We start from the raw sequence: 23,007 nt of genomic DNA on the forward strand, positions 1-23,007 counted from the left end.
AGGAAATGGTCATCGCCAGCCCACTAGGGTCAATCCTTAAAACGAGGCGTGACCGTGGCTGAGATCCCTTTGCAGTCCCAGAAAGACGAGTGGAGAGACCATGTTCTCAGCGAAATCGTCACGTTTCTGAGCGAAAACAAAGAAGCGATTCACTCCCGCTACCTCGAGCAAGGAGAAGGCAAGATGACGCGCGATTTGGTTGAAGAGGCAGGGTTAATGGATTTCGAACTTGCGATCACATTCCTTGAAGACAAGCCGAAAGGCTTTGGATTGGGTCTCGGTTTTTTCAAGGCCAATCTCATTCGTTGACACGTGAGTTCAACGTTTGAACGGTTGTTTTGCGGAGACGAGCTGTAGCGATTCGTCGTCCCAAAGGATGAGTGAGAAGCAGTCCCAGAGCTGGTTAAGCCGGAGTCGCTTCACCTCGCCGAAGTTGTTTTGCTTGTCTTCGTGGCAGCGGCGTAGGCGATAGTTCGGGATTCTTTCAGACAGGTGATGGACGTGGTGGTAGGCGATGTCGGCGGTGAACCAATTGAGAATGCCTGGCATGATCAGAAACGATGAGCCGTTAATGGCGCCTTTTAAATAACTCCAGTTATCATCACCGCTGGTATAGGAGTCTGGAAAATTGTGTTGAACAAAGAATACAGCGATCATGATGGATGCACTTGTACTCATGATTGAGATATAAAGCATCCAGAAATGCCAATGCCCGATTGCGCTTCCGATCCACCACCAGGCAAGAGAAACGCAAGCTGTATTTGCAATCGTGTCGTAGACCTCTTCTTTGGTGTAGAAAAATCTGGAGTTATGGGTTTTAATAAATAAGAATGGATTGAACGATTTCCCGCTTGAAAGTTTTCGGAATCCATCAATGGCTCCAATGGTGCATATTTCGATAAAACCCAAAAGCAAAGCCACTCTCGGTTTGATCACTAAATAGTAAAAGCCTCCAGGAAAGAGGGTTGCTGGGTGGCGGAGTAATTGATAAAGAAGCTGTGAATTCCTGCTCTTTTTTTCGTATTCGCGACGCGTTGTTAGTGCCGATGGGCCTCTGTACTGGTTCCAGTTGCCATTGTGTTTGTGGTGGAAGGCATGGCCCCTTGACCAGGGGTGGTGCGGCATCGCATGGATGATGCTGAGTAAGAATGCGGCAATGCGATTGATGGCTTTGGATTTGAATAAGCTCTGATGACCGCAGTCATGCATTAATGAGAAGCTTCTGCTTAGGAATAAAATGATTAATATGAATAGAATAGGCGTTGAAATAAGCGACAGCGAATTTGAGCGTTCGGTGGTTTTGGCGATCGCAATGCAGCATAAAAATAACGGAATTATCGTGTTGGCTATCTGCCAAATTGCAATCCTGTTGTCGCTTGCCATGTATGGCTTGAGATTGAAGTCAATGCGCCTCAGCGGTGTGGGTGGCAAGGCTTTGGCGGTAGCGCTAGTCAAGAAGATGCTCTTTGTTGGTCAGTGGTGGGGATGCGAGACATCCGCTGCAATGGTTGTGATGAGGTTGTGCCGAATGCCGGAACAAGTCGTACGAATCGCTTCAACATGGCGTGAACGTTCGTGGCTTCGCCATTGTTTGGCCTGACCTTAGTGGTTTGAGCGAATGGTTGACCCCGCGCCGCTCCCTGCAAAGCCGAGAGCCCTGACCTACACAGAGATGATGAACGGCGGTCGTGCGCAGATCGATGCGGAAGATCACGCGCGGGAGCTCGAATTGAAACAACGCGAGGCGACCCTGGAGCTCCAGGTCAGCCATCTGGAGCAATCTCTCAACGGTGCTGAGCCCTTGCGCTGAATCGAGCACGATCAAAAAAAACTCCTGCCCGCCAACAGTCGTGGGAGCAGGAGAATGACCAGGCTCTTGGACGTGCTCCAAAAGCCAGTTAGTGACTGAAGGTCAGACCTTTCTGGAGTAGTACTCCACCACCAGCAGTTCGTTGATTTCCAGGGCGACCCACTCGCGTTCGCAGCGGCCCACCACCTTGGCGTTGAGCTTGGGCTTGTCGAGTTCCAGGTGCGGGGGCACGTTGGCCAGGCCTGGAAATTCCAGGTTGCCTTCGGCCAGTTGCTTGCTGCACTTGCGCTCACGGATGGCGATCACATCGCCGGGCTTGCACTGATAGCTGGCGATGTCTGTGACACGACCGTTCACAGTCACGTGTCCGTGGTTCACCAGCTGACGGGCGCCGGGGACGGTGGGGCCGAAGCCGAGGCGGAAGCAGACATTGTCGAGACGGTTCTCGAGCAGCTTGAGCAGGTTGGTTCCAGTGGAACCCTCCTGGGCGCGCGCTTTCTTCACGTAGCGCACGAGCTGACGCTCGGAGACTCCGTAGTTGAAGCGAAGCTTTTGCTTCTCTTCCAAACGGATGGCGTATTCGGAGCGCTTGCGACGGGCTTGGCCGTGCTGACCGGGGGGATAGGACCGCTTTGCGGCCTTCCGGGTGAGACCAGGGAGGTCTCCCAAGCGCCGCGTGATCCTCAGGCGAGGGCCGCGGTAACGAGACATAGGGGAAGGAATGGTTGGACCTTCACGCCGTTGACGCGCCATGCTGAACGCAGTGCCAGCATCGCGACCAACATGCGCGAATCAACCATCGTATCGGGCGATCGGAACCCATCGGTTCAGCAAGCCCTTAACCGTGGGCTTGCCCAGGTGATGTTGGCGCTGATTGGTTTTTATCGCCGTTGGTTCTCTCCCCTGCTCGGTCCTCGCTGCCGCTTCATCCCCAGCTGCAGCGCTTATGGGCTCGAGGCCATCCAACGCCATGGCCCATGGCGTGGTGGATGGCTCACGTTGCGTCGCATCAGCCGTTGCCATCCTTTCACCCCCTGCGGTTGCGATCCGGTTCCGGATTGAAGCTCCCATGATTCAGGTCTCATGACACGCGTACTGACGCTCTACGGCCGCCAGGGTTGCTGTCTGTGTGAAGGGCTTGAGCAGCGGCTTCAGGCCCTTGATCTCACGGCTCTTGAGCCTCCGCTTGCTCTGCAGGTGGTGGATATTGATGCCCCTGGGGTGGACCCTGGCCTGAAGGCTCGTTATGACCTCGAGGTTCCAGTTCTGGCTCTCAACAGCAGCCCCTTGCCGCGGGTGTCTCCCCGTCTGTCTGGGGAGGGACTGTTCAGCTGGTTGCAACGGGTCTGCACCAGCGCTTCAGGATCGGTCTAGAACAATCTCCGATGCGGGGATTGGTGATGACGCAGACGCTCCATGCCCTGCTCAAAGCTGTGGGTTTGCCTGTGCCTGCTGGAGTGGCCAACGCAACGGTGACGGCGCTCACCTGTGATTCTCGCTGCGTTGGCCAGGGCAGCCTGTTCATCGGCCTGCCGGGAGAACGGGTGGATGGAGGCAGCTTCTGGCCTGCAGCGCTGGCCTCCGGTGCCGCAGCGGTGCTGATTGGCGAGCAGGCGGCCGCGGCCCATCCACCGGCCCCTGGAGATTCCGTACTCGTGGTGCCGGATCCCGTGGCTTTCTGGGCTGGGGAGCTGGCGTCGGCCTTCTGGCAGCGGCCCTCCATGCGCATGGAGTTGATCGGTGTGACCGGCACCAATGGCAAAACCACCACCACCCACCTGATTGAACATCTCAGCCAGGCTTGCGGCCGGCCTGCTGCTTTGTTTGGAACCCTGGTGAATCGATGGCCCGGCCACAGCCTCACCGCCACGCACACCACCGCGGCGGCCGACCGCTTACAGGCCCAGTTGGCAGAAGCCCTGGAAGGGGGCACCCAGGTGGCAGCTATGGAGGTGAGCTCCCATGCCCTCGATCAGCAGCGTGTGGCGGGATGTCGCTTCTCGGGAGCCGTTTTCACCAATCTCACCCAAGATCATCTCGATTACCACCCGTCGATGGAGGCCTATTTCGAGGCCAAGGCCCTGTTGTTCGCGTCGCCCTATCTGGTGGGTGAGGGGCCCAGGGCGGTGGTGAATGTGGATGATCCCTGGGGCCGGCAGCTGGCGGATCGGTTGGGGGAGCGTGCCTGGCGATGCAGCCTTGCGCATGAGGCTGATCTGACCATGGCTGACTTGCGCATGACATCCAACGGTGTGGATGGAGCGCTTCGCACGCCTCTGGGTGAAGGCCGGTTTCATTCACCGCTGGTGGGACGCTTCAATCTGATGAATGTTCTGCAGGCTGTGGGCGCCCTGCTTCAGCAGGGATTGCCCTTGCCCCTGCTGTTGAATGCGCTTCCTTCTTTCCGCGGCGTGCCAGGACGGATGGAACGGATTGTGCTGACCGGCTCAGCTGCGGAGGATCATCCGGCCGTGCTGGTGGACTATGCCCACACACCCGATGGTTTGCGCAACGCATTGGAGGCCTGCCGTCCCTTTGTGAGGGGGCAGTTGATCTGTGTGTTCGGCTGTGGTGGTGATCGCGACCGGGGTAAGCGACCGCAGATGGCGGCCATCGCTGCAGCGCTGGCGGATCAGGTGGTGGTGACCTCCGATAATCCGCGAACGGAAGATCCCGGTCAGATCCTTGATGATGTGGTGGCCGGACTCCCGGCCGATGCTGAGCGCCAGGTTGAGGTTGATCGTGCCAAGGCCATTGCATTGGCCATTGCGCAGGCGCGCTGCGGTGATCTGGTGTTAATCGCCGGTAAAGGGCATGAGGATTACCAGATCCTCGGCACTGAGAAAGTGCATTTCGATGATCGGGAACAGGCGGAGCAAGCCCTGCGCCACTGGCGGTGAGGTTGTTGTTTAGATCAGTGTGTCGAGGACACGCAGGCAGGGAATCCGGCCGATCAGCAACCCAAGGCTCACTGCAAATCCCATCACGAGCAGCAGCACATAGAGACGAAAAAACTGCGTGTCTGAAGCCTTCAGGAAAAAGCCTTGCCCTGCAAAGCTGCCGGCCAAGGTGACTGGAATCAAGATGAAGCCGGCGGTCGCGTTGATGGGAGTGAGCAGGCCCAGGCTGATCAGAGGAATCAGTTTGAGGACGTTCTGAACCAGCATGTAACTGAGCTGGGCAGGAACGAAGGTCCCCCGGTTCAGCCCGTGGCGCAGAAAGTAGAGCGTCATCAGCGGGCTGCCGGTGTTGCTCACCGTTTGGCTGATCCCCACTGCGGATCCCATCAGCACGAGGCCACTGGCGTGGGGGGCGCCTGCTCCTCCACCGAGGTTCGCCAGCCAGTCTCGGAGGGTTAGCAGCAGGCCATACACCAGGCAGAGCAGGGCTACGAGCAGTTCGAGGCTCCGGTGAACTTCGGCTTCCTCCCCGCTGGAGACCAGACCCCAGAGGATCAGCCCGCCGATGGCAGTGCCGATCGCTGCACTGGGTAAGAGGGGCAGGAGCAGGGTGCGTCGTGCCCCGGCGCGATGTTGCCAAACACCGAGCAGGGCTGCTGGAAGCATCAGGAGCGCCACAACGGCGACACCATTCACAGCACCGATGGCGAAGACCATCAGGGGTGAGGCGATGAATCCCCCTGTGCCCAGGCCACTGCGGCCGAACCCCATCAGAAAGGCTGAAAGGATCGCGAGAACAACGGCGAGCCACGGGATGGGCTGGCTGGTGAAGGGTTCCAGCAAGGGATCAGCTCGTTCAGATCAAGCCTAGTGATGAACGCTTGCGTTGCGTTTGCGTTACGCGTCTGACGCGGTGACGTGGCGAATTGCTTTGACGAGGGTCTGCAGGTCGTTGTCGTTGCTGCAGACGTGGGTGCAGGCTCTCAGGCAGCTCGGATCGGCGAGATCGCGGATCCAGATGCCTTGCTCTCCCAGTTGCTGCACCACCTGAGCTGGTTGAAGCGTGGTGCTGTTCGGGTCGAGTTGAAAACTCACCAATCCTGCAGCGGGAGGGCCATCGAGCAGAGGCATCACCCCGGGAACATCCGAGAGCTCTTGCCAGAGACGCTCACTCAGAAGGCGGATGCGTTCCAGGCGCTGGCCTGGTCCCCCCTCGTGCTCCAGTTGATCGAGGGAACAGCGCAGCCCTGCCATCAAGGGCACGCAACTGGTGGCCACTTCGAACCGGCGGCTGTCGGCGTGGAAAGGATGGGGATCGTCGAGGGACGCTCGGGTTTCATCGCGTAGGCTCCGCCATCCGATCAGGGTTGGGTTGGACTCCTCGAGAACGCGCTCCGACAGAGCGACGCCGCCAAGCCCCTCAGGACCGCAGGCCCATTTGTGACCCGTGAAGGCATAGATGTCTGCGGCAGCAGCAGCCTCATCCACTGGAATCTGGCCCATGCTCTGAGCGGCATCCACAAGCAGAAACGGTTGGGCCGGGTGCTGTTGAAGCTGGGCGGCGACGGCCGCGATCGGCATCCGCTGGCCGGTGTTCCAGAGCAGATGGGAGAGCACCACCAGGCGGGTTTTTGCAGTGAGCTGCTGCTCGAGGGCCTCCAGAACGGCGGCGTCCGTCTGGTCCTGATCGTTGCGCCCTCCGCGCAGATGCTTCACGGGAAGGGCGTGCACGCTGAGGCCCATGCGGCGGGCCAGTTCCAGGCAGGCTGCCACGACACCGGGGTGCTCGCAGTCGCTAATGAGAACGTGGTCTCCTTCACGGATCGGCAGCCCCCAGAGCGGCAGAACGCAGCCACTGGTGACGTTTTCACTCAGGGCCAGGCGATGGGGAGGGACGCCGCACAACGTGGCCAGCTGAGCCCGCGTGCTGTTCACTTCGGCGCCGATGTAAGGCCAGACATCCGTTGTGAACGGGCCCAGCTGTTGGATCCGTTTCCAGCTGGCTGTGATCGCATCCAAAGAGGGATCGGGCAAGGGCCCCTGCCCCCCGTAGTTGAAATAGGTCTTGCCGCTCAGGGCTGGGCAGAGATCTCTCAGCATGCGATCAGGCGGGGTGGCATGGATGGGTCGGTTCAGGCTCATGATCGCGAACCTCCTCTTCAACGCGCATCACGTTCAACTCGCATCACGGAGCTGCCGGGTGCAGGAGATGGTGCACTCTCTGTCGTTGAGATCGCATTCGCTGATGCATTGGAAGTAAACCTCCACGGCATCCCAGGTGGCTTCGCGGTCTTTTGGCTCCACCAAGACCTGCAGCGATTGGATTCGATGGCACTGAAGTTGATTCATGACCGGCTCCGTTGACTGCTTTCAGCTTCCTCCTGTTCAAAGGTGAGGCCGCGCCAGGCAACGAGCGGGTTCCCACCCGGTGGATCTGCCTATCCCATGGCTACGTTTCCGGTGCGGAGAGATCTCTATGACGACCGTCGACTGGCTCGGCATCCTTCACCCCGCGTTGGCGGTGGTGATCATCTACCCCCTGATCGGGATGGTGGTGCGATTGGCGATCCAGACCCGGGCGCGACGGTTGCAGACGCTGAAGTGTCCCCCAACGGTTGGGCGTGAACACAGTGATCTGGGCCGCTGGCTGGCGGTGGGCGTGGTGGTGCTGGTGCTCGTGGCCCTCACCGTGGCGATTGCGACGGATCAACCCTTGAGGGCCTTTCAAGGCGGAGCTGCAAGGGCTGCGCAGTTGCTTCTGGTGCTTTGCGGCAGCCTGGCTGGATTGGCAGCGTTGTGGGTGTCCAAGGCTCCGGGGCTGAGGCTCGCGTTCGTGCTGATCACCTGGGCCGGGGTCCTGGGTCTGGGCGCTCAGCCTGAGGTCTGGCGTCTGTCCGACGATCCGTTTTCGCCTGCTTTCTGGCAGTCCCATTACTGGTCGGGGGTGGCTGTGGTGGGCCTGATGCTGTTTTCTCTCGGTGCCCAGCCAGAGATTCAGCGTGACCTGCGCCTGCGGCGGCTGCACGTCAGCGCCAATGTGCTGGCTGCCGTGCTGTTTGTGGTGCAGGGCATCACCGGCAGCAGAGATCTGCTTGAAATCCCCCTGAGCTGGCAGAAGTCAACGATCTATTCCTGCAACTTCACGGCGCGCACCTGTCCGCCGCTTGCAGCCCCAACCTCGGCGCCGGCCGTCACTCCTTGAGCGGCGCTGCCCCCCTGTGATCACAGGTCAATCCCGCTGATTCTGGTAACTCAGGGTTCCAGGGTTGGGGCTCGATCATCCCGAAATCCTTGATCACCTGGAACCGCCCTTCGGAATCGGCTCGCGCCAGGAGGGACCGTTTCTTGAAATGCAGACTCGGCATCATGTGAAGAGAGCCCTGGGGTGCCAGCACACGGCGGCCCATCAAGGCGGACCGCACAGCGTTGGTTTCTGTGCTGCCAGCAGCCTCCACCGCCTGAGCCCAGAGGTGTACCAGGCTGTACCCCGCTTCCGCCGGGTCATTGACAACGCGGTGGTAGCCGTACCGTTGCCGGAAGCGTTGCGCGAAAGCGGTGGATTCCGGTGTCTGCAGGTTCTGGAAATAACTCCAGCTTGCATAGGTACCAGCGATCTTGCGTCGTCCGATCGCAACCGCCTCTTCCTCCGACACGGACAGACTGAGCACCTTGAGGTCCGAACGCTGATTCAATCCCTGCTTTTGCAGGGCCTGGAAGAAAGCGATGTTGCTGTCGCCGTTGAGGGTATTCACCACGGCAACCGGACCTGCCTTGAGAGCAACTTGAATGTCTGCGATCAGCGGTTCAACAGCTGCACTCCCAAGCGCCAGGTAGCGCTCGTTGAGCACACGCGCTTGTGCGCGCTGCGCCTGGGCGCGGATGATGCGATTGGCTGTTCTCGGATAGACGTAATCCGAGCCGATCAGCAGCAGCCGTTCGCTGTGATTGTTCAGCAGCCAATCCAGGGCCGGTTCGGACTGCTGGTTGGGAACCGATCCTCCGTACACCACAGCAGAAGAACACTCCTGTCCCTCGTATTGCACCGGATAGAACAGAAGCCTGTTGTTGGTCTCCATCGCTGGAACCATGGCTTTGCGGCTGGTGGAGGTCCATCCACCGAAGATCGCCACCACCTTGTCTTCGTTCAGCAGTTGTTGTGCTTTGCGAGCGAACTCGGCGGGATCTGACATGCCGTCTTCTTCAATGGCCTTCACCAGCACCGCCCGGCCGTTGAGTTTGAGGCCGCCAGCGGCATTGATCTCTTCGATCGCCAGACGCTCCGCCTCGGCCACTGTGGCTTCCGAGAGCGCCATGGTGCCGGTTCGCGAGTGCAGGATGCCAACGCGAATTGTGGCGGTGTGCGGCGGCCCACTGCGCTGCCCGCAGCTGAGCAGCAACAGTGAGCTCAGCAGGCTGATCAGGCCTGGGAGGCTTCTCCTCGTCGCAGTCGCGATGCCTTTGTTCATCGTCGTCCCCAGCTGATCACCGCGGTCAGCACCAGCAGGCCCAGGGAAAGGAACTGAAAGCGGGTGTCGGCTTGATTGATCCGCCGCATGGTGCTCGCCTTCTGTTCATCCGGTGCAGCCACGTAGGCGTTGTACCCCCACGTGAACAATCCGAACAGAGCCATGGCGATCAGATAGCTCGTTGTGAAGAGATCATCAAGGAAGGTGGTGTAAGGAAGTTTCGGCAGGGAAGAGTGGTACGACTGCTGCAGAAAAATCAGGGTGAGCAGGGCCGTTGATGGAATGGCAAGGCGTACGTCGGAGAGGGTTCCCTCCACCGATGGCGCCATCAGCACGATCGAATTGATGATCATCAGGGGGATGATCCAGTTCACGATTCCTGGCCAAAGATTCGACTGGTAAATCACTTCCAAGCGAACCTGGCTGAGCTGGGGGCGATACCAGGTGCCCAGGCTGTTGGAGCTCCGGCGCAGAAATGGTTTGAAACTGGCGCCCTGAAGCTGGTAGCCACTGAGAGAGCCCAGTTCTCCCACGAGATTGTCGTTGGAGGGGGTCGGCAACAAACGCAGGTCGGCGTATTTCTGGGAGGTCCAGAGCGGTTCAAGCTCGATGATGATCGGCACCTTCAGCACATCGAAGGGATCCCTTCGGAAGTCCACCGCATCGTCGTAGAACCGACTCGAGAAGCGGAAGAGCAGCTGACGTCGCCCCCCTGAGAGCTCGCGCACTCCTGCAGCGGATGGTTCAAAGGTGGAGTCCCACGTCTCGATGCGATTGGTCAGTGAAATCAGATCGGCGGCGTCGGTGTCGTACCGCTGAAGCAATGCCTCAACCTCGGGGAGCCATTCCAGCCAGATCTCACCATCTGCTGTGAAAGTGCGCGAGTTGAGATTGAGTTCGTAGATCTTGTCGAGATGAATACCCGCATAAATGAACGGGTGTTTGGCGACGAGCGCATCGGAGGGCTGGACGGCCTCCAGCCCCGCGGTGCCTTCCATCTCCTCTTGCACCGCGGCAGGATGAATCGTGTCCGCATTTGGGCCGCGATCAACGAACGCGCGTGTGCCCAACAGCAGAGTGATTGCCAGAACCAAGGCAATGAGCAGAAATCCGAAGCGTCTTGAGATGGGCAGGCGCATTCGTCCACTGGCGTTCACCCAGGATGGCTGCGGAGAGGTGTTGCGTCAGAGCACCTGCACCACTTCGCTCACCTCGGGAATGGCCTCGCGCATTTTGCGTTCGATGCCCATCTTCAGGGTCATGGTGCTGCTGGGGCAGCTGCCGCAGGCTCCCTGGAGCCGCACCTTCACCACCGGCCCGTCGATTTCCACCACTTCCACGTTGCCGCCGTCGGCCATCAGGAAGGGGCGCAGCTCGTCGAGCACCTTCTCCACGTTTTCGCTGGTCAGCGGCATCGTTTCGGAGCTCATGGCCGGATTCAGAATCTTTCAGCCCAGCGTAGGCATGCGTCCCTCGGGGTTGATCCATACCCTTGAAGGAGGGTGACCTTCTGCTGTGGATCGATACGACGCTGTTCTGGTGGGCGCTGGGATCATGAGTGCCACCCTGGCATCGCTCCTGCATGCCCTGGACCCCAGGCTCAGGCTGCTGCTCGTGGAGGGCTTGGAGGCCCCAGCGCTTGAAAGCAGTGCTGCGATGAACAACGCCGGTACCGGTCATGCAGCCAATTGCGAGCTCAATTACACCCCCCAGTTGGATGACGGATCGGTCGCGACGGAGAAGGCCCTGGCGATCAATGCGTCGTTTGAACGCAGTCTTGAGTTCTGGGCATCGCTGGCGGAGTTGGGGTCCCTTCAACCGGACCGTTTTCTGCATCGGGTTCCCCATCTGAGCTTCGTGTGGGGCGAAAAGGATGTGGCCTTTTTGCGGCAGCGGCACCGCCAACTCAGTGCTGTGCCGGCGTTTGCGGCCATGGAGTGGAGCACGGATGCCGGAGAGATCGCCGACTGGATTCCGCTGATGATGGAAGGGCGGAATGGGCGTGAGCCCATCGCCGCCACCCGGGTTCAGCGCGGCATGGATGTGGATTTCGGCAGCCTGACGCAGATGCTGCTGGCTCCACTGCAGAGTGCGGGTGCCTTGGATGTGGTGTTCGGCACGCGTGTGCAGAGGCTCAAGCGTTGTCGCACCGAACGGATGACGTCCGGTGATTGGCAGATTGATTTGCGCAGTCCCTCCGGTGCCCGTCAGGTCAGGGCTCCGTTTGTGTTCCTGGGTGCTGGAGGTGGTGCTTTGCCGCTGCTGCAAAACAGTGGGATCCCCGAGGCTGCCAACTTTGCTGGGTTTCCTGTGAGCGGCCAGTGGTTGGTCTGTCAGCAACCGGAACTCGTGGAGCATCACTTCGCCAAGGTGTACGGAAAAGCGAAGGTGGGAGCGCCACCGATGTCGGTCCCCCATCTCGACACCCGCTGGATTGATGGAACGAGGTCGTTGCTGTTCGGTCCTTACGCCGGCTTCAGCAGCAAGTTCCTCAAGACGGGCTCGCTGTTGGATCTGCCCAAGTCGGTTCGCATCAGCAATCTCCAGCCCATGCTGCAAGTGGGGGTGAACAATCTCCCCTTGGTGAACTACCTGATCACGCAGTTGCGCCAAAGCCCGGCCGATCGCATGGATGCCCTTCGGGATTTCCTTCCCCAAGCCAGGGAACAGGACTGGACGCTTTCCGTGGCTGGCCAGCGTGTGCAGATCATCAAGCGAACCCCTGACGGCGGCCGCCTGCAGATGGGGACGGAAGTGGTGAGCTCCGCGGATGGCTCTTTGGCTGCCCTGCTGGGAGCCTCCCCGGGTGCCAGCACATCAGTGTCGATCATGCTCACCGTGCTGGAGCGTTGTTTCGCCGAGCCCTTGGCAACGGCGGCCTGGCAGGAGCGCCTCAAGGCGCTGATTCCCTCCTTCGGCCACGACCTCAACGCGGATGGCGACGGTCTGCGCCGAACCCGCGAGCGCAGCGATGCGCTTCTCGGCTTAGCTGGCTGATTCAGCCTGCCGGCGGGCACGCTGCTTCACCACCCCGGCGATCAGGGCCAGGGCAAACACCCCCAGAAGGGCTGCGCCCAGAAGAAGCTTGCCTCCGCTGAAAATCCCGGCTCCAAGCGCCACGATCGGGGCATCACTGAGCAGCACGCTCACGAGCAGGGGCAAGGAAAAGCCACGCCAGCTCGTGCCACCGAGGCCGGCGGCATAACTCACGAAATCAAACAGACCTGTCATCAGAAGACCCGTCAGTAAAAACGGGTTGCCTTCCAATTGATGTCGGCTGAATCCTTCCACCTTGGCCATGGCCTGGTTGCCGACAAGACGTTTGATCGGTTCCCGGCCGTAGCTGCGCGCCAACAGAAAGGCGGTTTCGCAAAACAGCAGATCAGCGATCACGATGACGATGAAGCCGGTCTGAAAGCCCAGGAGAGCGCCGGCGAGCAGGGAGTAAGCCGTGCTCGGCAAGGCTGGCAGCAGGATGCTGATTCCGCGGAGCAGCACGATGCCCAGGGGAGCCCAAACCCCCAGGCGTTCCACCTGGTTGCGCAGCGGCTCAAGCCCGTGCACCTGGATCAGGTGAAACAACACGGCGAGTCCGGCGATGCTTGCAGCGATCAGCAGGAATCGGCGGAGGCGAAGCATGGGCTGTTAACGCGTAAATGCCATTGAAGTTCCCACAGGTAGTGGGATGTTTGTGCATGGATCAGCGTGAGCGCAATGCTGTGGTCAACCTTTGGTGAGGGGAGACGACAGATTCACGATCAGCACCCCCGCTGTGATCAGCCCCATCCCGATGAGCTGACCGCCTGTGGGGACCTGGCGGTACGCCACCACGCCAATCAGCACAATCGCCACAATGCCGATTCCGCTCCAGAGGGCATAACTGATGCCCATGGGAATCGTTTTCACCACCCGCGACATCAGCGTCATCGAAAGCCCATACGCTGTCAGAACCGCAAGGGTTGGCCATGGACGGCTGAACCCGTCCGACACCTTCAGGCAGGAGGTGCCGATCACTTCAGCGCCGATGGCCAGCAGCAACAGTGCCCAGGGGGAGAGGGATGGCATGGAATCGGCTTGCTGATCGTTTCAGTGTGCCGATCCAGCCCCCGTAGGATCACCGCGCTGAATGCCGTCTCCAATGGCCAATCTCGACCAGGCTCCCAGCCGCAGCATGCCCAATCTGTTGCATGTGCTCCCGGCCTTCGCCGACGAATCTGAGCTGCGACTGAACACGATCGTGGAACTCAACTCCAACACGATCAACAAGTACGAGCTGATTACAGAAACCGGTCATCTGAAGCTGGATCGCGTCGGTTATTCCTCGCTGGCCTACCCCTTCGCTTATGGGTGTATCCCCCGCACCTGGGATGAGGATGGCGATCCGCTTGATATTGAAATTGTCAACGTCACCGAACCGCTCATTCCTGGATCAATCGTTGAGGCCCGCATCATCGGCATCATGACCTTTGATGATGGTGGTGAAGTCGACGACAAGGTGATCGCTGTGTTGGCTGACGACAAGCGCATGGATCACATCAAGAGCTTCGAGGATCTTGGTGATCACTGGAAAAAGGAAACCACCTATTACTGGGAACACTACAAAGATCTCAAGAAGCCCGGAACCTGCACGGTGAACGGATTCTTCGGCACTGAGAAGGCCGTGGAGATCATCAAGACCTGTGAGGCCAGGTACATGGCAGAGATTGATCCCAAGCTTGTTGATTGAAGCGATTGGAAGTTTTGAGATCCGTTGGACCTCCTCCATCCTTGATGCCGCTCACCGTGCTGTGAGCGGCTTTTTTTTGGTTTTAACGATCTCAGGGTTTGATCAATAAGGGGCCCGGTGTGGCTGGGATGTTGTACTTCATCCTCAACTCCACAACGGGTTGATCGGCGATCGCCCAGAAATCAAGGTCTTGAATGAGATTGATGGAGCAAGCCAAGCCTTTTTCATAGCCAGCCATGGCGGCATCAGGAATGAACTGACCGGTTTCCGGAGGGATGATGCTGTTGCTTGTGCTGAACGCCTTGCCGAGGTGGAAGTCGAGAATCACTTCCAGCAAAGATTCGAAGCCGAAGCCATCGGTGAACAGTCCGGCCTGAAAAGCCGCCACATTCATCTCTCCAGCGCAGTCGGTGTTGAATCCGCCAAGGATGTGGCAGCAGTCGTGATTCACCAGAAGCTCTGAAGTGCTTTTGTGCTCCCCTGGCAGAGCCCAGCCACGGTCGCGGTACCAGTGAAAGAACGTGTGGCCGAGAGTTCCTTCCGCGTACGAGTCGAGCGTGGCGTAACGGCTGGCGACGGACGCATCACCGATGGCCTGATGAACAGCTGCGATCACACCGCGAACAAAGCGAGAGGGTGTGTCAAGCCCTAAAAATTCACCCATGCTCCTGCGCCCGTAGTCGAGAAGCAAGCGTCTGAGGTGGTTGTCTCTCACCTGGTGCAGGTCTTGGAGCGTCTGGGGTGCGATGTTGAGGAATGATGCGAAATCATCCACAACTCCCACCATGCGTGGATCCACATTCATGTCCACATAGGGAATGAGCACAAGGATCTGAATCAGCTGGTTTCGCTTGCTTTGATCGCTGATCAGCGCGGGGTAATCGGGGGGATGGCGAATCTCAAGGGTTTCGAGATCCACTGAGGAATGCAGAACATGGCGCTGAATGGCCTCCATCATCTCCAGAGTGATTGGCTCCAGAGCAAGCACGCCTCCCGCTGTTCCGACGGTCTTGATGGCTTGCAGAAAAAGGCGTGCTTCCGCGTCCGTCCAACGAAGCTGCTGAGGCATTGATCGCGTTCCGGTGCACCGATCTAGCACCCAGGCCCGTGATAACGGTGTCGCTGCCCTGACCAGACGAACGGGTTCTTCAGAAAGTTCTCCGATGGTGGACGGTTTTTGCTCTGACCGATGAATAGCTTGAGACCAGTAAGTCTTGTGTGTCTTGGAATGAAGCGCATCTGTTTCGAGCGGAGTGCCTGCTCTGCGGCCGTCGTTGCTGCAGCTCTCCTGGGCGGAGCTGCTCCCGGTTTGGCTTCGAGAGCGCCTGTTCCGGCGGCTGAAGGCACGCTGATTCATCTTGATCTGAGACAGCGGCGCATCAGTGTGATCCGCAATGGCGAGCGCATCGGGCCTTGGCCTGTGGCCATTGGAGATCCCAAGACTCCCACTCCGACCGGTGTGTTCCAGGTTGAGAACAAGCGAGTCAATCCTCAGTACCAAAGCACCAAGTCAGGCCGCGTTCATCCGGTGACTGGACCCTCCAGTCCCTTGGGCCACCGCTGGATTGGTTTTCTTCAGCAGGGACCCAACCAGTTCGGGATTCATGGAACCCCCTGGCCCCATTGGGTGAAGATTCGAGCGGCAGTCTCCAATGGCTGCGTGCGCATGCTCAACGCTCACGTGCAAAAGCTTTATGAGCTTGTGGATGTCGGAACCCCGGTGAAGATCACCCGCTGATGCCGAGCGCCTTCAAGACGGGGAAGCCTGCACGTAAACCGGTGAAGATCATCTGCACCGCAATGGAGGTGAGAAGAAGTCCCATGATCTTGGTGAGCACTTGAAGTGCTGACGCACTGATCTTGGAGGAAAGCATCTCCCCTGCTTCGAAGATCACGTACACCACCACGGTGAGCAGCAGCACCACGCCACTGATGCCGAGTTTTCCGCCCATGCTCGCCGCATTCGGATCTGCGATCACCACGGTGAGGGTTCCCGGGCCAGCCAACAGGGGGATGCCGAGGGGAACAATCCCCTTCACAGCGGAATCCTGATCGCGTTCGATGGACGCTGGATCATGGTGAACCTTGGATGGTTCTGAGCGCAGCATGGAGAGGCCGATCAGAACCACGATCAGCCCGCCGGCCACCTGGAATGCCGGGCGTGAAATTCCGAAAAATCCCAGCAGGTCGTTGCCCAGCCAGGTGGCCAGCATCAGGCTGACCAGAAATGTGACTGCACTGCTGCGGGCGATGGCGCGATCTTTGCGCCGGTTCCCATCGGTAAACGACAGGTAGATCGGCAGATTGCCGATGGGGTTTGAGATCGTGAAGATCCCGACAGCTGTGTGCAGTAGAGACATGGTTACGCTTCGGGGCGCATCTCTGCGAAGATCTCCTGAAGGATCTCTCCCGCACCGCGGGATTTCAAGTCTGCCGCCAATGCTCGGCCGATGGCTTCGGGATCGGTGAGGCTTCCGCGGCGCTCGTCACGGATCAGGCGCTGGCCATCCAGGCTGGCCACCATGCCCGTGAGGATCAGCTCCGTTCCATCGATGCGGCTGTTCACGCCAATCGGAACTTGGCATCCACCCTCCAGTTCGCGCAGGAAAGCCCGTTCGGCCAGGCAGCGCCCGGCAGTGGGTGCATGCTCAAGCACCTGAATGATCTTCAGGACTTCAGGTCGATCGCAGACGCACTCGATTCCGAGAGCGCCCTGCCCAACGGCATGCAGGGAGATGTGGCCAGGGATGATCTGGTGGATGCGGTCCCCGAATCCAAGCCGGCTTAGGCCAGCGGCCGCAAGGATCAGGCAGTCGTATTGCCCAGCATCGAGTTTCTCGAGGCGGGTGATCACATTCCCGCGCACATCCTTGAATTGAAGATGGGGAAAGTGATGGCGTAGCTGGGCCAGTCTGCGCAGGGAGCTTGTGCCAACCACCGATCCTTCAGGAAGGGTTTCCAGGGTGTGCTCCGCGTTCTTGCTGTTGACCACCAGGGCGTCGGCGGGATCCTCGCGTTCGGTGATGCATCCCAGCATCAGCCCCTCAGGGAGGTTGGTGGGCAGATCCTTCAGGGAATGAACGGCAATCTCCGCTCTGCCCACGAGCATCTGCGCTTCGAGTTCTTTGGTGAACAGGCCCTTGTCACCGATCTTCGCCAGGGCCACATCGAGAATCTTGTCGCCCTGGGTGGCCATCGCCTCCACCGAGATCGCCAGGCCAGGGTGGGCTTTTTCAAGCTCTGCTTTCACCCAGTTGGTCTGGACCATGGCCAGCTGGCTGCGGCGGGATGCGATGCGCAGGTGCTCGAGAGCCATGGACATTTGAAAACGATGGGTCACCCTACGAAGCCAAGGGTGCCAAACCCTTTCTGGTTGAAGGAAGTGACACGGAACTCATGCGCTGGATCCCATCGCCAGCCGTTGCCTCTTCGCGCGGGGCAACCTCTGTTCTCAGGGCCCAGGACGCCGACAAGCCGGCCTACGATCAATCCTTCATCGATTGGGTTTCATGCCAGGACCTGTCGTCAACGGTGTGAAAGTGGGACGTTCCGCATCTGCTGAAGCAGGCCAACAAGCGGCTGAAGCTCTTCCGTTTCTGCCGGTACTCAGTGAGGGAACCATCCGCGTGGTGCTACTCACCAGTGGCTTGTTGGTTGTGACACGTCTGCGGCAGACCACCGATTCCGATGGCGATCGCGCCTATCAATTGATCCGTCCCCTTCGCCTGGTCGGCGACCTCGGCGGAGATGAATGGTCTCTGCAACCGTTTCTGGCGGGGCTAACACCGCAACGCAATATCGTGATGCTGAAGGCAGCAGTGGCTGCAGTGCTGGAACCTGAAGCCCGGATTCTTCAGGTGTACACCCGCTCCACCAACCAGGAATGCCCGCCATCGGAAACCCCTGTGGAGCGGTTGAAAAAAGCTTTTCAGGAATTCACAGACAGCATCGAGCCCAGCTGAGGCCAGTTCAGGAGAGCGATGGCGTTCTCCTGCTTGCGATTCACTAGGGCTTATTGAGCGAAAGACTGACCTCATCGCGGTCTGATGTCAGTCCAGCGCAGGATTCACTATTTGATGTATTCCTTGAGAACGCCGTTGCGGTTGGGATGGCGCAGTTTGCGCAGCGCTTTGGCTTCGATTTGGCGGATGCGTTCGCGGGTGACATCGAAGATCTGCCCGATCTCCTCCAGGGTCTTCATGCGACCGTCATCGAGGCCATAGCGCAGTCGCAACACATCCCGTTCCCGAGGGCTGAGGGTGGCCAGCACGCCCTCAAGGTCTTCCCTGAGAAGGTTTTTGGCCACATCCTGTTCAGGATTCTCGATGTCGGCTTCAATGAAATCGCCCAGGCGCGAATCTTCTTCCTTGCCGATCGGTGTTTCTAGAGAAATCGGCAGCTGAGCGCTCTTGGCGATGAAGCGCAGTTTTTCGATGGTCATCTCCATCGATTCGGCGATTTCTTCCTCTGTGGGCTTGCGGCCAAACTCCTGACTCAGAACTTTGGTGGTTTTCTTGATCCGTGAAATCGTCTCGTAAAGGTGAACCGGCAGACGGATCGTGCGGCTCTGATCGGCAATGGCGCGCGTGATCGCCTGACGAATCCACCAGGTGGCGTAGGTGGAGAACTTGTAGCCCTTCTCGTGATCAAACTTCTCTGCTGCTCGGATCAGGCCCAGACTGCCTTCCTGAATCAGATCCTGGAAGCTCAGGCCCCGGTTCATGTACTTCTTGGCAATCGACACCACCAGCCTGAGGTTGGATTGCACCATCTTTTCCTTCGCTCGGCGGCCCAACATCAGTCGCCGGCGGAAGCGAATCACTGGCATCTCCACCAGGGCAGCCCATTCCTTGGTGTCGGGCAATTTGCCGTTGTCGCTTTCAAACTGGGCTGCGAGTTCCTCGAGATGGAGAAGATCGGCGATCTTTCGGGCCAGCTCAATCTCTTCATCGGGGCGAAGGAGTCGGATGCGACCGATCTCCTGGAGATACACGCGAATGGAGTCTTCGGTGTAAACACCTTTTGGCCCGACCTTGATGCTGGCAAGAACCTTGGCCTTGGCATCTGCTTTGGCCTTCTCCTCTTTGCTGGCCGAGGCAGCGTTCGCTGCGGCCTTGGTGGGAGTCTCCGCACTCTTGCCTGCGGCCTTGGCCAGCAGTTGATCCGCTGCTGCATCCAGGTCTGAAGAGGCGGGAGTGGCTGCCTTGCTGCGGCTGCTTGTGCTGGTTTTCGCCGTTTTGGTTGTTTTCGCGGCAGGTTTGGCCTTGCTGCTTTTGGTTGACGTGGAAGCCTTGCTGCTCTTGGGCTTGGCCTTGGCCTTAACCGTCAGCTCCTTGGGTTGACCGTTGGCATCGGCCATCATCACGATCGCTGGGGCTGTTTTGGCGTCAGCCTTAGCTGACTTGCTTGCAGCAGGGCTCATAGGAATCAAGCGAAGAACTTCGATGTCGAACTTGCAACTGTGGCGGCTGAGCAGTGCTCAGAAACGCTTCACTGTGTTCTGATCTCCCCGTTGCTCAGGGGCAGACAACACGAGACAGTGATCAAGGTCTAAGAGATGGGTTGGGTTGATGCAGGGCTGTCAGGGGCTTTCTCAGACCGGTGAACCGATGGGTAAACCCTGGTTCGAGCTTCGTGTCTTCCCACTGGACGGAACTCTGCATTGTTCCGACAACAGCTTATGAGCTGTCCAACATCGTCATCTTAAGAAAAAACTTGTGATGTCGGCAACCCCCGAGGAATTCTTTCAACCAGAAGGTGTTGCCCGCCCACTTCAGGTGGTGGACGTGTGGCTTGAGGCCGGTCGGGAGGGGCGGACGTTCACCTACGTGGACCATCGCCGACTGGGGGTCGGCCTTGGAGATCTTGTGATGGTGCGTCTGCGCGGTCGGCGTTTGCAGGGGTTGGTGACTACGTGCCGCCCTCTGCGCGCCGACGAGCAGGAGCGATCCCAGCACCTGCAGCCCGTGGAGGCACTGATCCAGAAGGCTGCTGTGGACTCTGACTGGCAGGCCTGGCTCGATGCCATGGCGGCCTTCTGTCACACCAGTTCCTTCCGGATGCTCAAAGCAGCTTTGCCACCAGGCTGGCTAGGGCAGCGGGCGAAGCCCCCTGCCTCCGGCCGAAAGCTGTGGTGGGTTGCTCTTCAGCCGGCAGGCGAGGCGCTTTCGCCTTGCTCCACCCGTCAGCAAGCGTTGCTGGACTCTCTGGAAGCCGCTGGGGGTGGCGCTTGGCAACGGGATCTCCTGAACCAGGGGTTTCATGCCGGGATGGTGCAGTCCCTGCACACCAAGGGGTATGTGCGCCGAGAGCAGCGGCTCGCGTCGGCGTCTGGCCCCTCCAACGAACGCCATGGCGCTTGCTGCGATCAAGACAGGCTGGAGCCACCACGCCACCTCACCGGAGAACAGCAGGCGGCGATCGATCAGTTTCAGGCCTTGCCTGACGGCGGTGGTCTTCTGTTGTGGGGAATCACAGGCTCAGGCAAAACAGAGGTGTATCTGCAGTTGGCAGCTGCGGAGATCGACCGCGGTCGTCATTGCCTTCTGCTCACCCCTGAAATCGGCTTGATTCCCCAGTTGGCGGATCGCTGCCGCAACCGCTTCGGCCGGCGGGTGCTCGAATATCACAGTGGCTGCAGCGATGGGGAGAGGGTGCGCTGCTGGCGCCGCTGCCTCGAAGCCGATGAGCCACTTCTGGTGGTTGGAACCCGCTCAGCGATCTTTCTGCCTTTGCGTCCCCTCGGCCTTGTCGTGCTCGATGAAGAGCACGACAGCTCCTACAAGCAGGAATCCCCGATGCCCTGCTACCACGCCCGCGATCTTGCTTTGGATCGGATTGGTCGTCAGGGAGGACGACTTCTGCTTGGGAGTGCCACGCCCTCTCTGGAGTCCTGGAGCCGGCTGAAGCCGAAGGGTTCCCTTGAACTGGCGCGGCTTTCTTCGCGGATCTCGAGCCAACCCCTGCCGCCGGTCCGCATCATCGACATGCGCCATGAGCTGGCGGAAGGCCATAAGCGGCTCATCAGTCGCGCTCTGATGGATCGATTGGCAGCACTGCCTGCCAAGGGTGAACAGGCTGTTGTTTTGGTTCCGCGCCGCGGCTACAGCACCTTTCTCAGCTGCCGCAGCTGCGGTGAGGTGGTGATGTGTCCGCATTGCGATGTGGCCATGACTGTGCATGGCAGCCGTTCGCAGCAACAGTGGCTGCGCTGTCATTGGTGTGACCATCGCGCTTCTGTGACCGACCACTGCACAGCCTGTGGTTCGTCGGCGTTCAAGCCGTTTGGGGCAGGCACGCAACGGGTGATGGAACGGTTGTCTGAGGAGTTGGACGGGCTGCGCCTGCTCCGATTTGATCGCGATACGACAGGGGGACGAGACGGTCATCGGCGCCTGTTGGCCCGATTTGCCGACGGAGAGGCTGATGTGTTGGTCGGGACCCAGATGCTCGCCAAGGGGATGGATCTGCCCCAGGTCACCCTGGCGGCGGTGCTCGCGGCTGACGGCCTGCTGCACCGCCCTGATCTACGGGCTGGTGAGCACGCTCTGCAGCTCATGCTCCAACTCGCCGGTAGGGCAGGCCGTGGGGAGAAGCCCGGTGAGGTGCTGGTTCAGACCTACAGCCCGGATCACCCGGTGATTCAGCACTTAATCGACGGCCGCTACGAACGCTTCCTCGCCGAGGAATCGATGCTTCGAGAACAGGCGGGGTTGGTTCCCTACGCAAGAGCCTGTCTGTTGCGGTTGGCGGGGCGTTCAGCAGCGGCCACGGCAACGGCTGGCACGCTGCTGGCTGAACAACTGCGCCCTCTTTGCTCTGCTGCCGGTTGGCAACTGCTTGGACCAGCGCCAGCACCGGTCGCTCGTGTGGCCGGGCGCAGCCGCTGGCAGCTGTTGCTGCATGGACCGCCGGAGTCGGCTATCCCGTTGCCTGAGGGTTCGGCGCTTTGGGATGGTCTCCCCAACGATGTGACCCTTTCGGTGGATCCCGATCCCCTGCAGCTTTGACCTCAGGAGGGAAGCTGCGGATATCCAAAGCCGAGAGATTGCCGGATCGACTGCAACAGCGTGCTGATCAGCAGGAGCCCGAGGATCCCAAGGCCGCCAAGCCCGAGTCGGCTCCATTGCCATCGCTGCCATTGCAGATGGTTCACCGCTCCCTGGGCGAGGGGCCAAACGATGCGTTGGTTGTCGAGACGCGCAGGGATCGGCGCGCTGCTCACCTGACGCAGGTCGGTGCCGGGGCCAATGCTGATCAAGAGGGAATCGCTGGGAAGGGAGGTGATCTCCGTGAGATCAAGGTTCAGGGTGAGGTTCTGCTGCACGCCCACCAACCAGTTCCGTTCATGCAGGGAGAGGCTGGGTGGTGGGAGCGATAGACCTGCGGTGCGTCCCGCGCGGGCAACGGAGTCGGCCAACAACTTTGCGGCCGTGTCGGTGTTCAGAGGCCGACTGGTGAGATTGAGTTCCCCTTCACGCCCTTGGGTCGCTGTCCAGTTCGGCTCCTGATCGCGCAGCGCGGCTTGAAAATTGTTCTGCCAGGGCAGTGTGCTGCCGCTCAGGCTGTTGATATGCCAGCTCATTTCAAGGCGGTCTGGGCCCACAAGATCCAGGTCGGCCCGGATCTGAACGCAGCCGCCGAGCAGCAGGGTGAGACCCACGAGCACCGCGAGCACCACTGCGGCAAATCCTGCCGATGGCGCTTGGGTTGGCCCCGTTGGCGGCGGTGGAGGTGGAGCCGGAAGCCGACGTCGTCGGCTCAGGCGGGGCCGCTGACCTGTGCGCGGGGTCATCTCCAGGGTGGGAAGCTGCATCGACCAGCGCGCAGGCCGTTCCAGACTTGGTGCCTCCAGCACATTCAGAAGCTGTCTGGCCCGGATGCGCAGGTCTGGGTCTTTGCAGCGGGTGAGAAGCCTGCAGGTGCTGATCGCGCGTCGTTCTTCTCCTTGTCCCATCCATGCTGTGACCATCAGCATGCGGATCAACGCCCCTTCGGGTTCGTTGATGGGGTGGGTGGTTGCCAACGGTTCGAGAAGACGCAGGCACTGGCCGTAGTCACCCCGATCCAGTGCCTGCTGGGCTTCGGCCAGGCCAACGGTCATGG

26 protein-coding genes are annotated in these 23,007 nt (G+C 59.7%); 11 read left to right on the forward strand and 15 right to left on the reverse strand.

Translation table 11 applies throughout. The features are described from left to right. Positions 1–48: 48 nt before the first annotated feature. Positions 49–309: a hypothetical protein gene (locus tag KQ296_RS09200; protein ID WP_011932500.1), complete on the forward strand. Its 261-nt coding sequence runs from the start codon at positions 49–51 to the stop codon at positions 307–309. Positions 310–318: 9 nt separating this feature from the next. On the opposite strand, the gene KQ296_RS09205 is transcribed toward KQ296_RS09200, so the two are convergent. Continuing rightward, the gene (locus KQ296_RS09205) at positions 319–1,383 is read right to left on the reverse strand and encodes a fatty acid desaturase (protein ID WP_011932501.1); all 1,065 of its coding nucleotides are present in this window, start codon (positions 1,381–1,383) and stop codon (positions 319–321) included. Between the two features lie 235 nt (positions 1,384–1,618). Between KQ296_RS09205 and KQ296_RS09210 the strand changes: the two genes are divergently transcribed. After that, complete coding sequence (locus KQ296_RS09210) at positions 1,619–1,810, forward strand: hypothetical protein (protein ID WP_011932502.1); 192 nt, start codon at positions 1,619–1,621, stop codon at positions 1,808–1,810. Between the two features lie 102 nt (positions 1,811–1,912). Here the strand turns inward: KQ296_RS09210 and rpsD are convergent, their stop codons facing one another. Beyond that, positions 1,913–2,521, reverse strand: coding sequence for a 30S ribosomal protein S4 (gene rpsD / locus KQ296_RS09215; RefSeq protein WP_011932503.1), 609 nt, complete (start codon positions 2,519–2,521; stop codon positions 1,913–1,915). Between the two features lie 72 nt (positions 2,522–2,593). On the opposite strand from rpsD, the gene yidD reads away from it, so the two are divergent. The 3 genes from yidD to KQ296_RS09230 are packed head-to-tail and all read left to right on the forward strand — an operon-like array spanning position 2,594 to position 4,710. Continuing rightward, positions 2,594–2,872, forward strand: coding sequence for a membrane protein insertion efficiency factor YidD (gene yidD / locus KQ296_RS09220; RefSeq protein WP_041428768.1), 279 nt, complete (start codon positions 2,594–2,596; stop codon positions 2,870–2,872). 21 nt (positions 2,873–2,893) lie between these two features. Beyond that, a complete protein-coding gene (locus KQ296_RS09225; protein ID WP_011932505.1) occupies positions 2,894–3,184 on the forward strand; it encodes a glutaredoxin family protein in 291 nt (96 codons plus the stop codon). Between the two features lie 26 nt (positions 3,185–3,210). Then, positions 3,211–4,710: a UDP-N-acetylmuramoyl-L-alanyl-D-glutamate--2,6-diaminopimelate ligase gene (locus tag KQ296_RS09230; protein WP_011932506.1), complete on the forward strand. Its 1,500-nt coding sequence runs from the start codon at positions 3,211–3,213 to the stop codon at positions 4,708–4,710. Between the two features lie 9 nt (positions 4,711–4,719). Here KQ296_RS09230 and KQ296_RS09235 read toward each other — a convergent pair whose 3' ends face one another. The 3 genes from KQ296_RS09235 to KQ296_RS09245 all read right to left on the reverse strand — a co-directional run bounded on the left by KQ296_RS09235 (position 4,720) and on the right by KQ296_RS09245 (position 7,059). Then, positions 4,720–5,553, reverse strand: coding sequence for a TSUP family transporter (locus tag KQ296_RS09235; RefSeq protein ID WP_259726459.1), 834 nt, complete (start codon positions 5,551–5,553; stop codon positions 4,720–4,722). 54 nt (positions 5,554–5,607) lie between these two features. Continuing rightward, entirely contained in the window at positions 5,608–6,810 is a 1,203-nt protein-coding gene (locus KQ296_RS09240; protein ID WP_041428769.1) for an aminotransferase class V-fold PLP-dependent enzyme, read from the reverse strand. Positions 6,811–6,885: 75 nt separating this feature from the next. Beyond that, complete coding sequence (locus KQ296_RS09245) at positions 6,886–7,059, reverse strand: hypothetical protein (RefSeq protein WP_011932509.1); 174 nt, start codon at positions 7,057–7,059, stop codon at positions 6,886–6,888. Between the two features lie 127 nt (positions 7,060–7,186). On the opposite strand from KQ296_RS09245, the gene KQ296_RS09250 reads away from it, so the two are divergent. Further along, entirely contained in the window at positions 7,187–7,912 is a 726-nt protein-coding gene (locus KQ296_RS09250; RefSeq protein WP_011932510.1) for a DUF4079 domain-containing protein, read from the forward strand. Here the strand turns inward: KQ296_RS09250 and KQ296_RS09255 are convergent. The 3 genes from KQ296_RS09255 to KQ296_RS09265 form a co-directional block, all read right to left on the reverse strand. Continuing rightward, positions 7,902–9,107, reverse strand: coding sequence for an urea ABC transporter substrate-binding protein (locus KQ296_RS09255; protein WP_259726460.1), 1,206 nt, complete (start codon positions 9,105–9,107; stop codon positions 7,902–7,904). The two genes, KQ296_RS09250 and KQ296_RS09255, sit on opposite strands and share 11 nt — an antisense overlap. A 65-nt stretch (positions 9,108–9,172) precedes the next feature. Further along, the gene (locus KQ296_RS09260) at positions 9,173–10,315 is read right to left on the reverse strand and encodes a hypothetical protein (protein WP_011932512.1); all 1,143 of its coding nucleotides are present in this window, start codon (positions 10,313–10,315) and stop codon (positions 9,173–9,175) included. Between the two features lie 45 nt (positions 10,316–10,360). Continuing rightward, positions 10,361–10,606, reverse strand: coding sequence for a NifU family protein (locus tag KQ296_RS09265; RefSeq protein ID WP_011932513.1), 246 nt, complete (start codon positions 10,604–10,606; stop codon positions 10,361–10,363). Between the two features lie 85 nt (positions 10,607–10,691). On the opposite strand from KQ296_RS09265, the gene KQ296_RS09270 reads away from it, so the two are divergent. After that, positions 10,692–12,173: a malate:quinone oxidoreductase gene (locus KQ296_RS09270; protein ID WP_011932514.1), complete on the forward strand. Its 1,482-nt coding sequence runs from the start codon at positions 10,692–10,694 to the stop codon at positions 12,171–12,173. On the opposite strand, the gene KQ296_RS09275 is transcribed toward KQ296_RS09270, so the two are convergent. Further along, positions 12,162–12,815 (reverse strand): TVP38/TMEM64 family protein, encoded by a 654-nt coding sequence (locus KQ296_RS09275; RefSeq protein ID WP_011932515.1) that lies wholly within the window; start codon positions 12,813–12,815, stop codon positions 12,162–12,164. The genes KQ296_RS09270 and KQ296_RS09275 overlap by 12 nt on opposite strands. An 84-nt stretch (positions 12,816–12,899) precedes the next feature. Then, the gene (locus KQ296_RS09280; protein ID WP_011932516.1) at positions 12,900–13,241 is read right to left on the reverse strand and encodes a multidrug efflux SMR transporter; all 342 of its coding nucleotides are present in this window, start codon (positions 13,239–13,241) and stop codon (positions 12,900–12,902) included. Between the two features lie 73 nt (positions 13,242–13,314). Between KQ296_RS09280 and KQ296_RS09285 the strand changes: the two genes are divergently transcribed. Continuing rightward, positions 13,315–13,902, forward strand: a complete 588-nt coding sequence (locus KQ296_RS09285) for an inorganic diphosphatase (RefSeq protein ID WP_011932517.1) — start codon at positions 13,315–13,317, stop codon at positions 13,900–13,902. A gap of 91 nt (positions 13,903–13,993) precedes the next feature. On the opposite strand, the gene KQ296_RS09290 is transcribed toward KQ296_RS09285, so the two are convergent. Next, complete coding sequence (locus KQ296_RS09290) at positions 13,994–14,971, reverse strand: hypothetical protein (protein WP_011932518.1); 978 nt, start codon at positions 14,969–14,971, stop codon at positions 13,994–13,996. A gap of 159 nt (positions 14,972–15,130) precedes the next feature. Between KQ296_RS09290 and KQ296_RS09295 the strand changes: the two genes are divergently transcribed. Further along, entirely contained in the window at positions 15,131–15,640 is a 510-nt protein-coding gene (locus tag KQ296_RS09295) for a L,D-transpeptidase (RefSeq protein ID WP_011932519.1), read from the forward strand. Here KQ296_RS09295 and KQ296_RS09300 read toward each other — a convergent pair. Together KQ296_RS09300 and hemC are read right to left on the reverse strand one after the other, a co-directional pair. After that, the gene (locus KQ296_RS09300) at positions 15,630–16,262 is read right to left on the reverse strand and encodes a MarC family protein (protein ID WP_011932520.1); all 633 of its coding nucleotides are present in this window, start codon (positions 16,260–16,262) and stop codon (positions 15,630–15,632) included. The genes KQ296_RS09295 and KQ296_RS09300 overlap by 11 nt on opposite strands. A gap of 2 nt (positions 16,263–16,264) precedes the next feature. Next, positions 16,265–17,218 carry a hydroxymethylbilane synthase gene (gene hemC / locus KQ296_RS09305; protein ID WP_041428770.1) on the reverse strand — a complete coding sequence of 318 codons (954 nt, stop codon included), beginning with the start codon at positions 17,216–17,218 and terminating at the stop codon, positions 16,265–16,267. A gap of 193 nt (positions 17,219–17,411) precedes the next feature. Here hemC and KQ296_RS09310 point away from each other — a divergent pair, with 193 nt between their 5' ends. Then, positions 17,412–17,864, forward strand: a complete 453-nt coding sequence (locus KQ296_RS09310; RefSeq protein WP_011932522.1) for a DUF6561 domain-containing protein — start codon at positions 17,412–17,414, stop codon at positions 17,862–17,864. 107 nt (positions 17,865–17,971) lie between these two features. Here the strand turns inward: KQ296_RS09310 and rpoD are convergent, their stop codons facing one another. Continuing rightward, complete coding sequence (gene rpoD / locus KQ296_RS09315; protein WP_011932523.1) at positions 17,972–19,324, reverse strand: RNA polymerase sigma factor RpoD; 1,353 nt, start codon at positions 19,322–19,324, stop codon at positions 17,972–17,974. 298 nt (positions 19,325–19,622) lie between these two features. Between rpoD and priA the strand changes: the two genes are divergently transcribed. Further along, on the forward strand, positions 19,623–21,911 hold the full coding sequence (priA, locus tag KQ296_RS09320; protein WP_011932524.1) for a primosomal protein N': 2,289 nt from the start codon (positions 19,623–19,625) through the stop codon (positions 21,909–21,911). Between the two features lie 2 nt (positions 21,912–21,913). Here priA and KQ296_RS09325 read toward each other — a convergent pair whose 3' ends face one another. Beyond that, on the reverse strand, positions 21,914–23,005 hold the full coding sequence (locus KQ296_RS09325; RefSeq protein WP_011932525.1) for a DUF3153 domain-containing protein: 1,092 nt from the start codon (positions 23,003–23,005) through the stop codon (positions 21,914–21,916). Positions 23,006–23,007 lie beyond the last annotated feature (2 nt).

This window comes from Synechococcus sp. CS-197, assembly GCF_025128215.1.
Taxonomy (GTDB): Bacteria; Cyanobacteriota; Cyanobacteriia; order PCC-6307; family Cyanobiaceae; genus Synechococcus_C.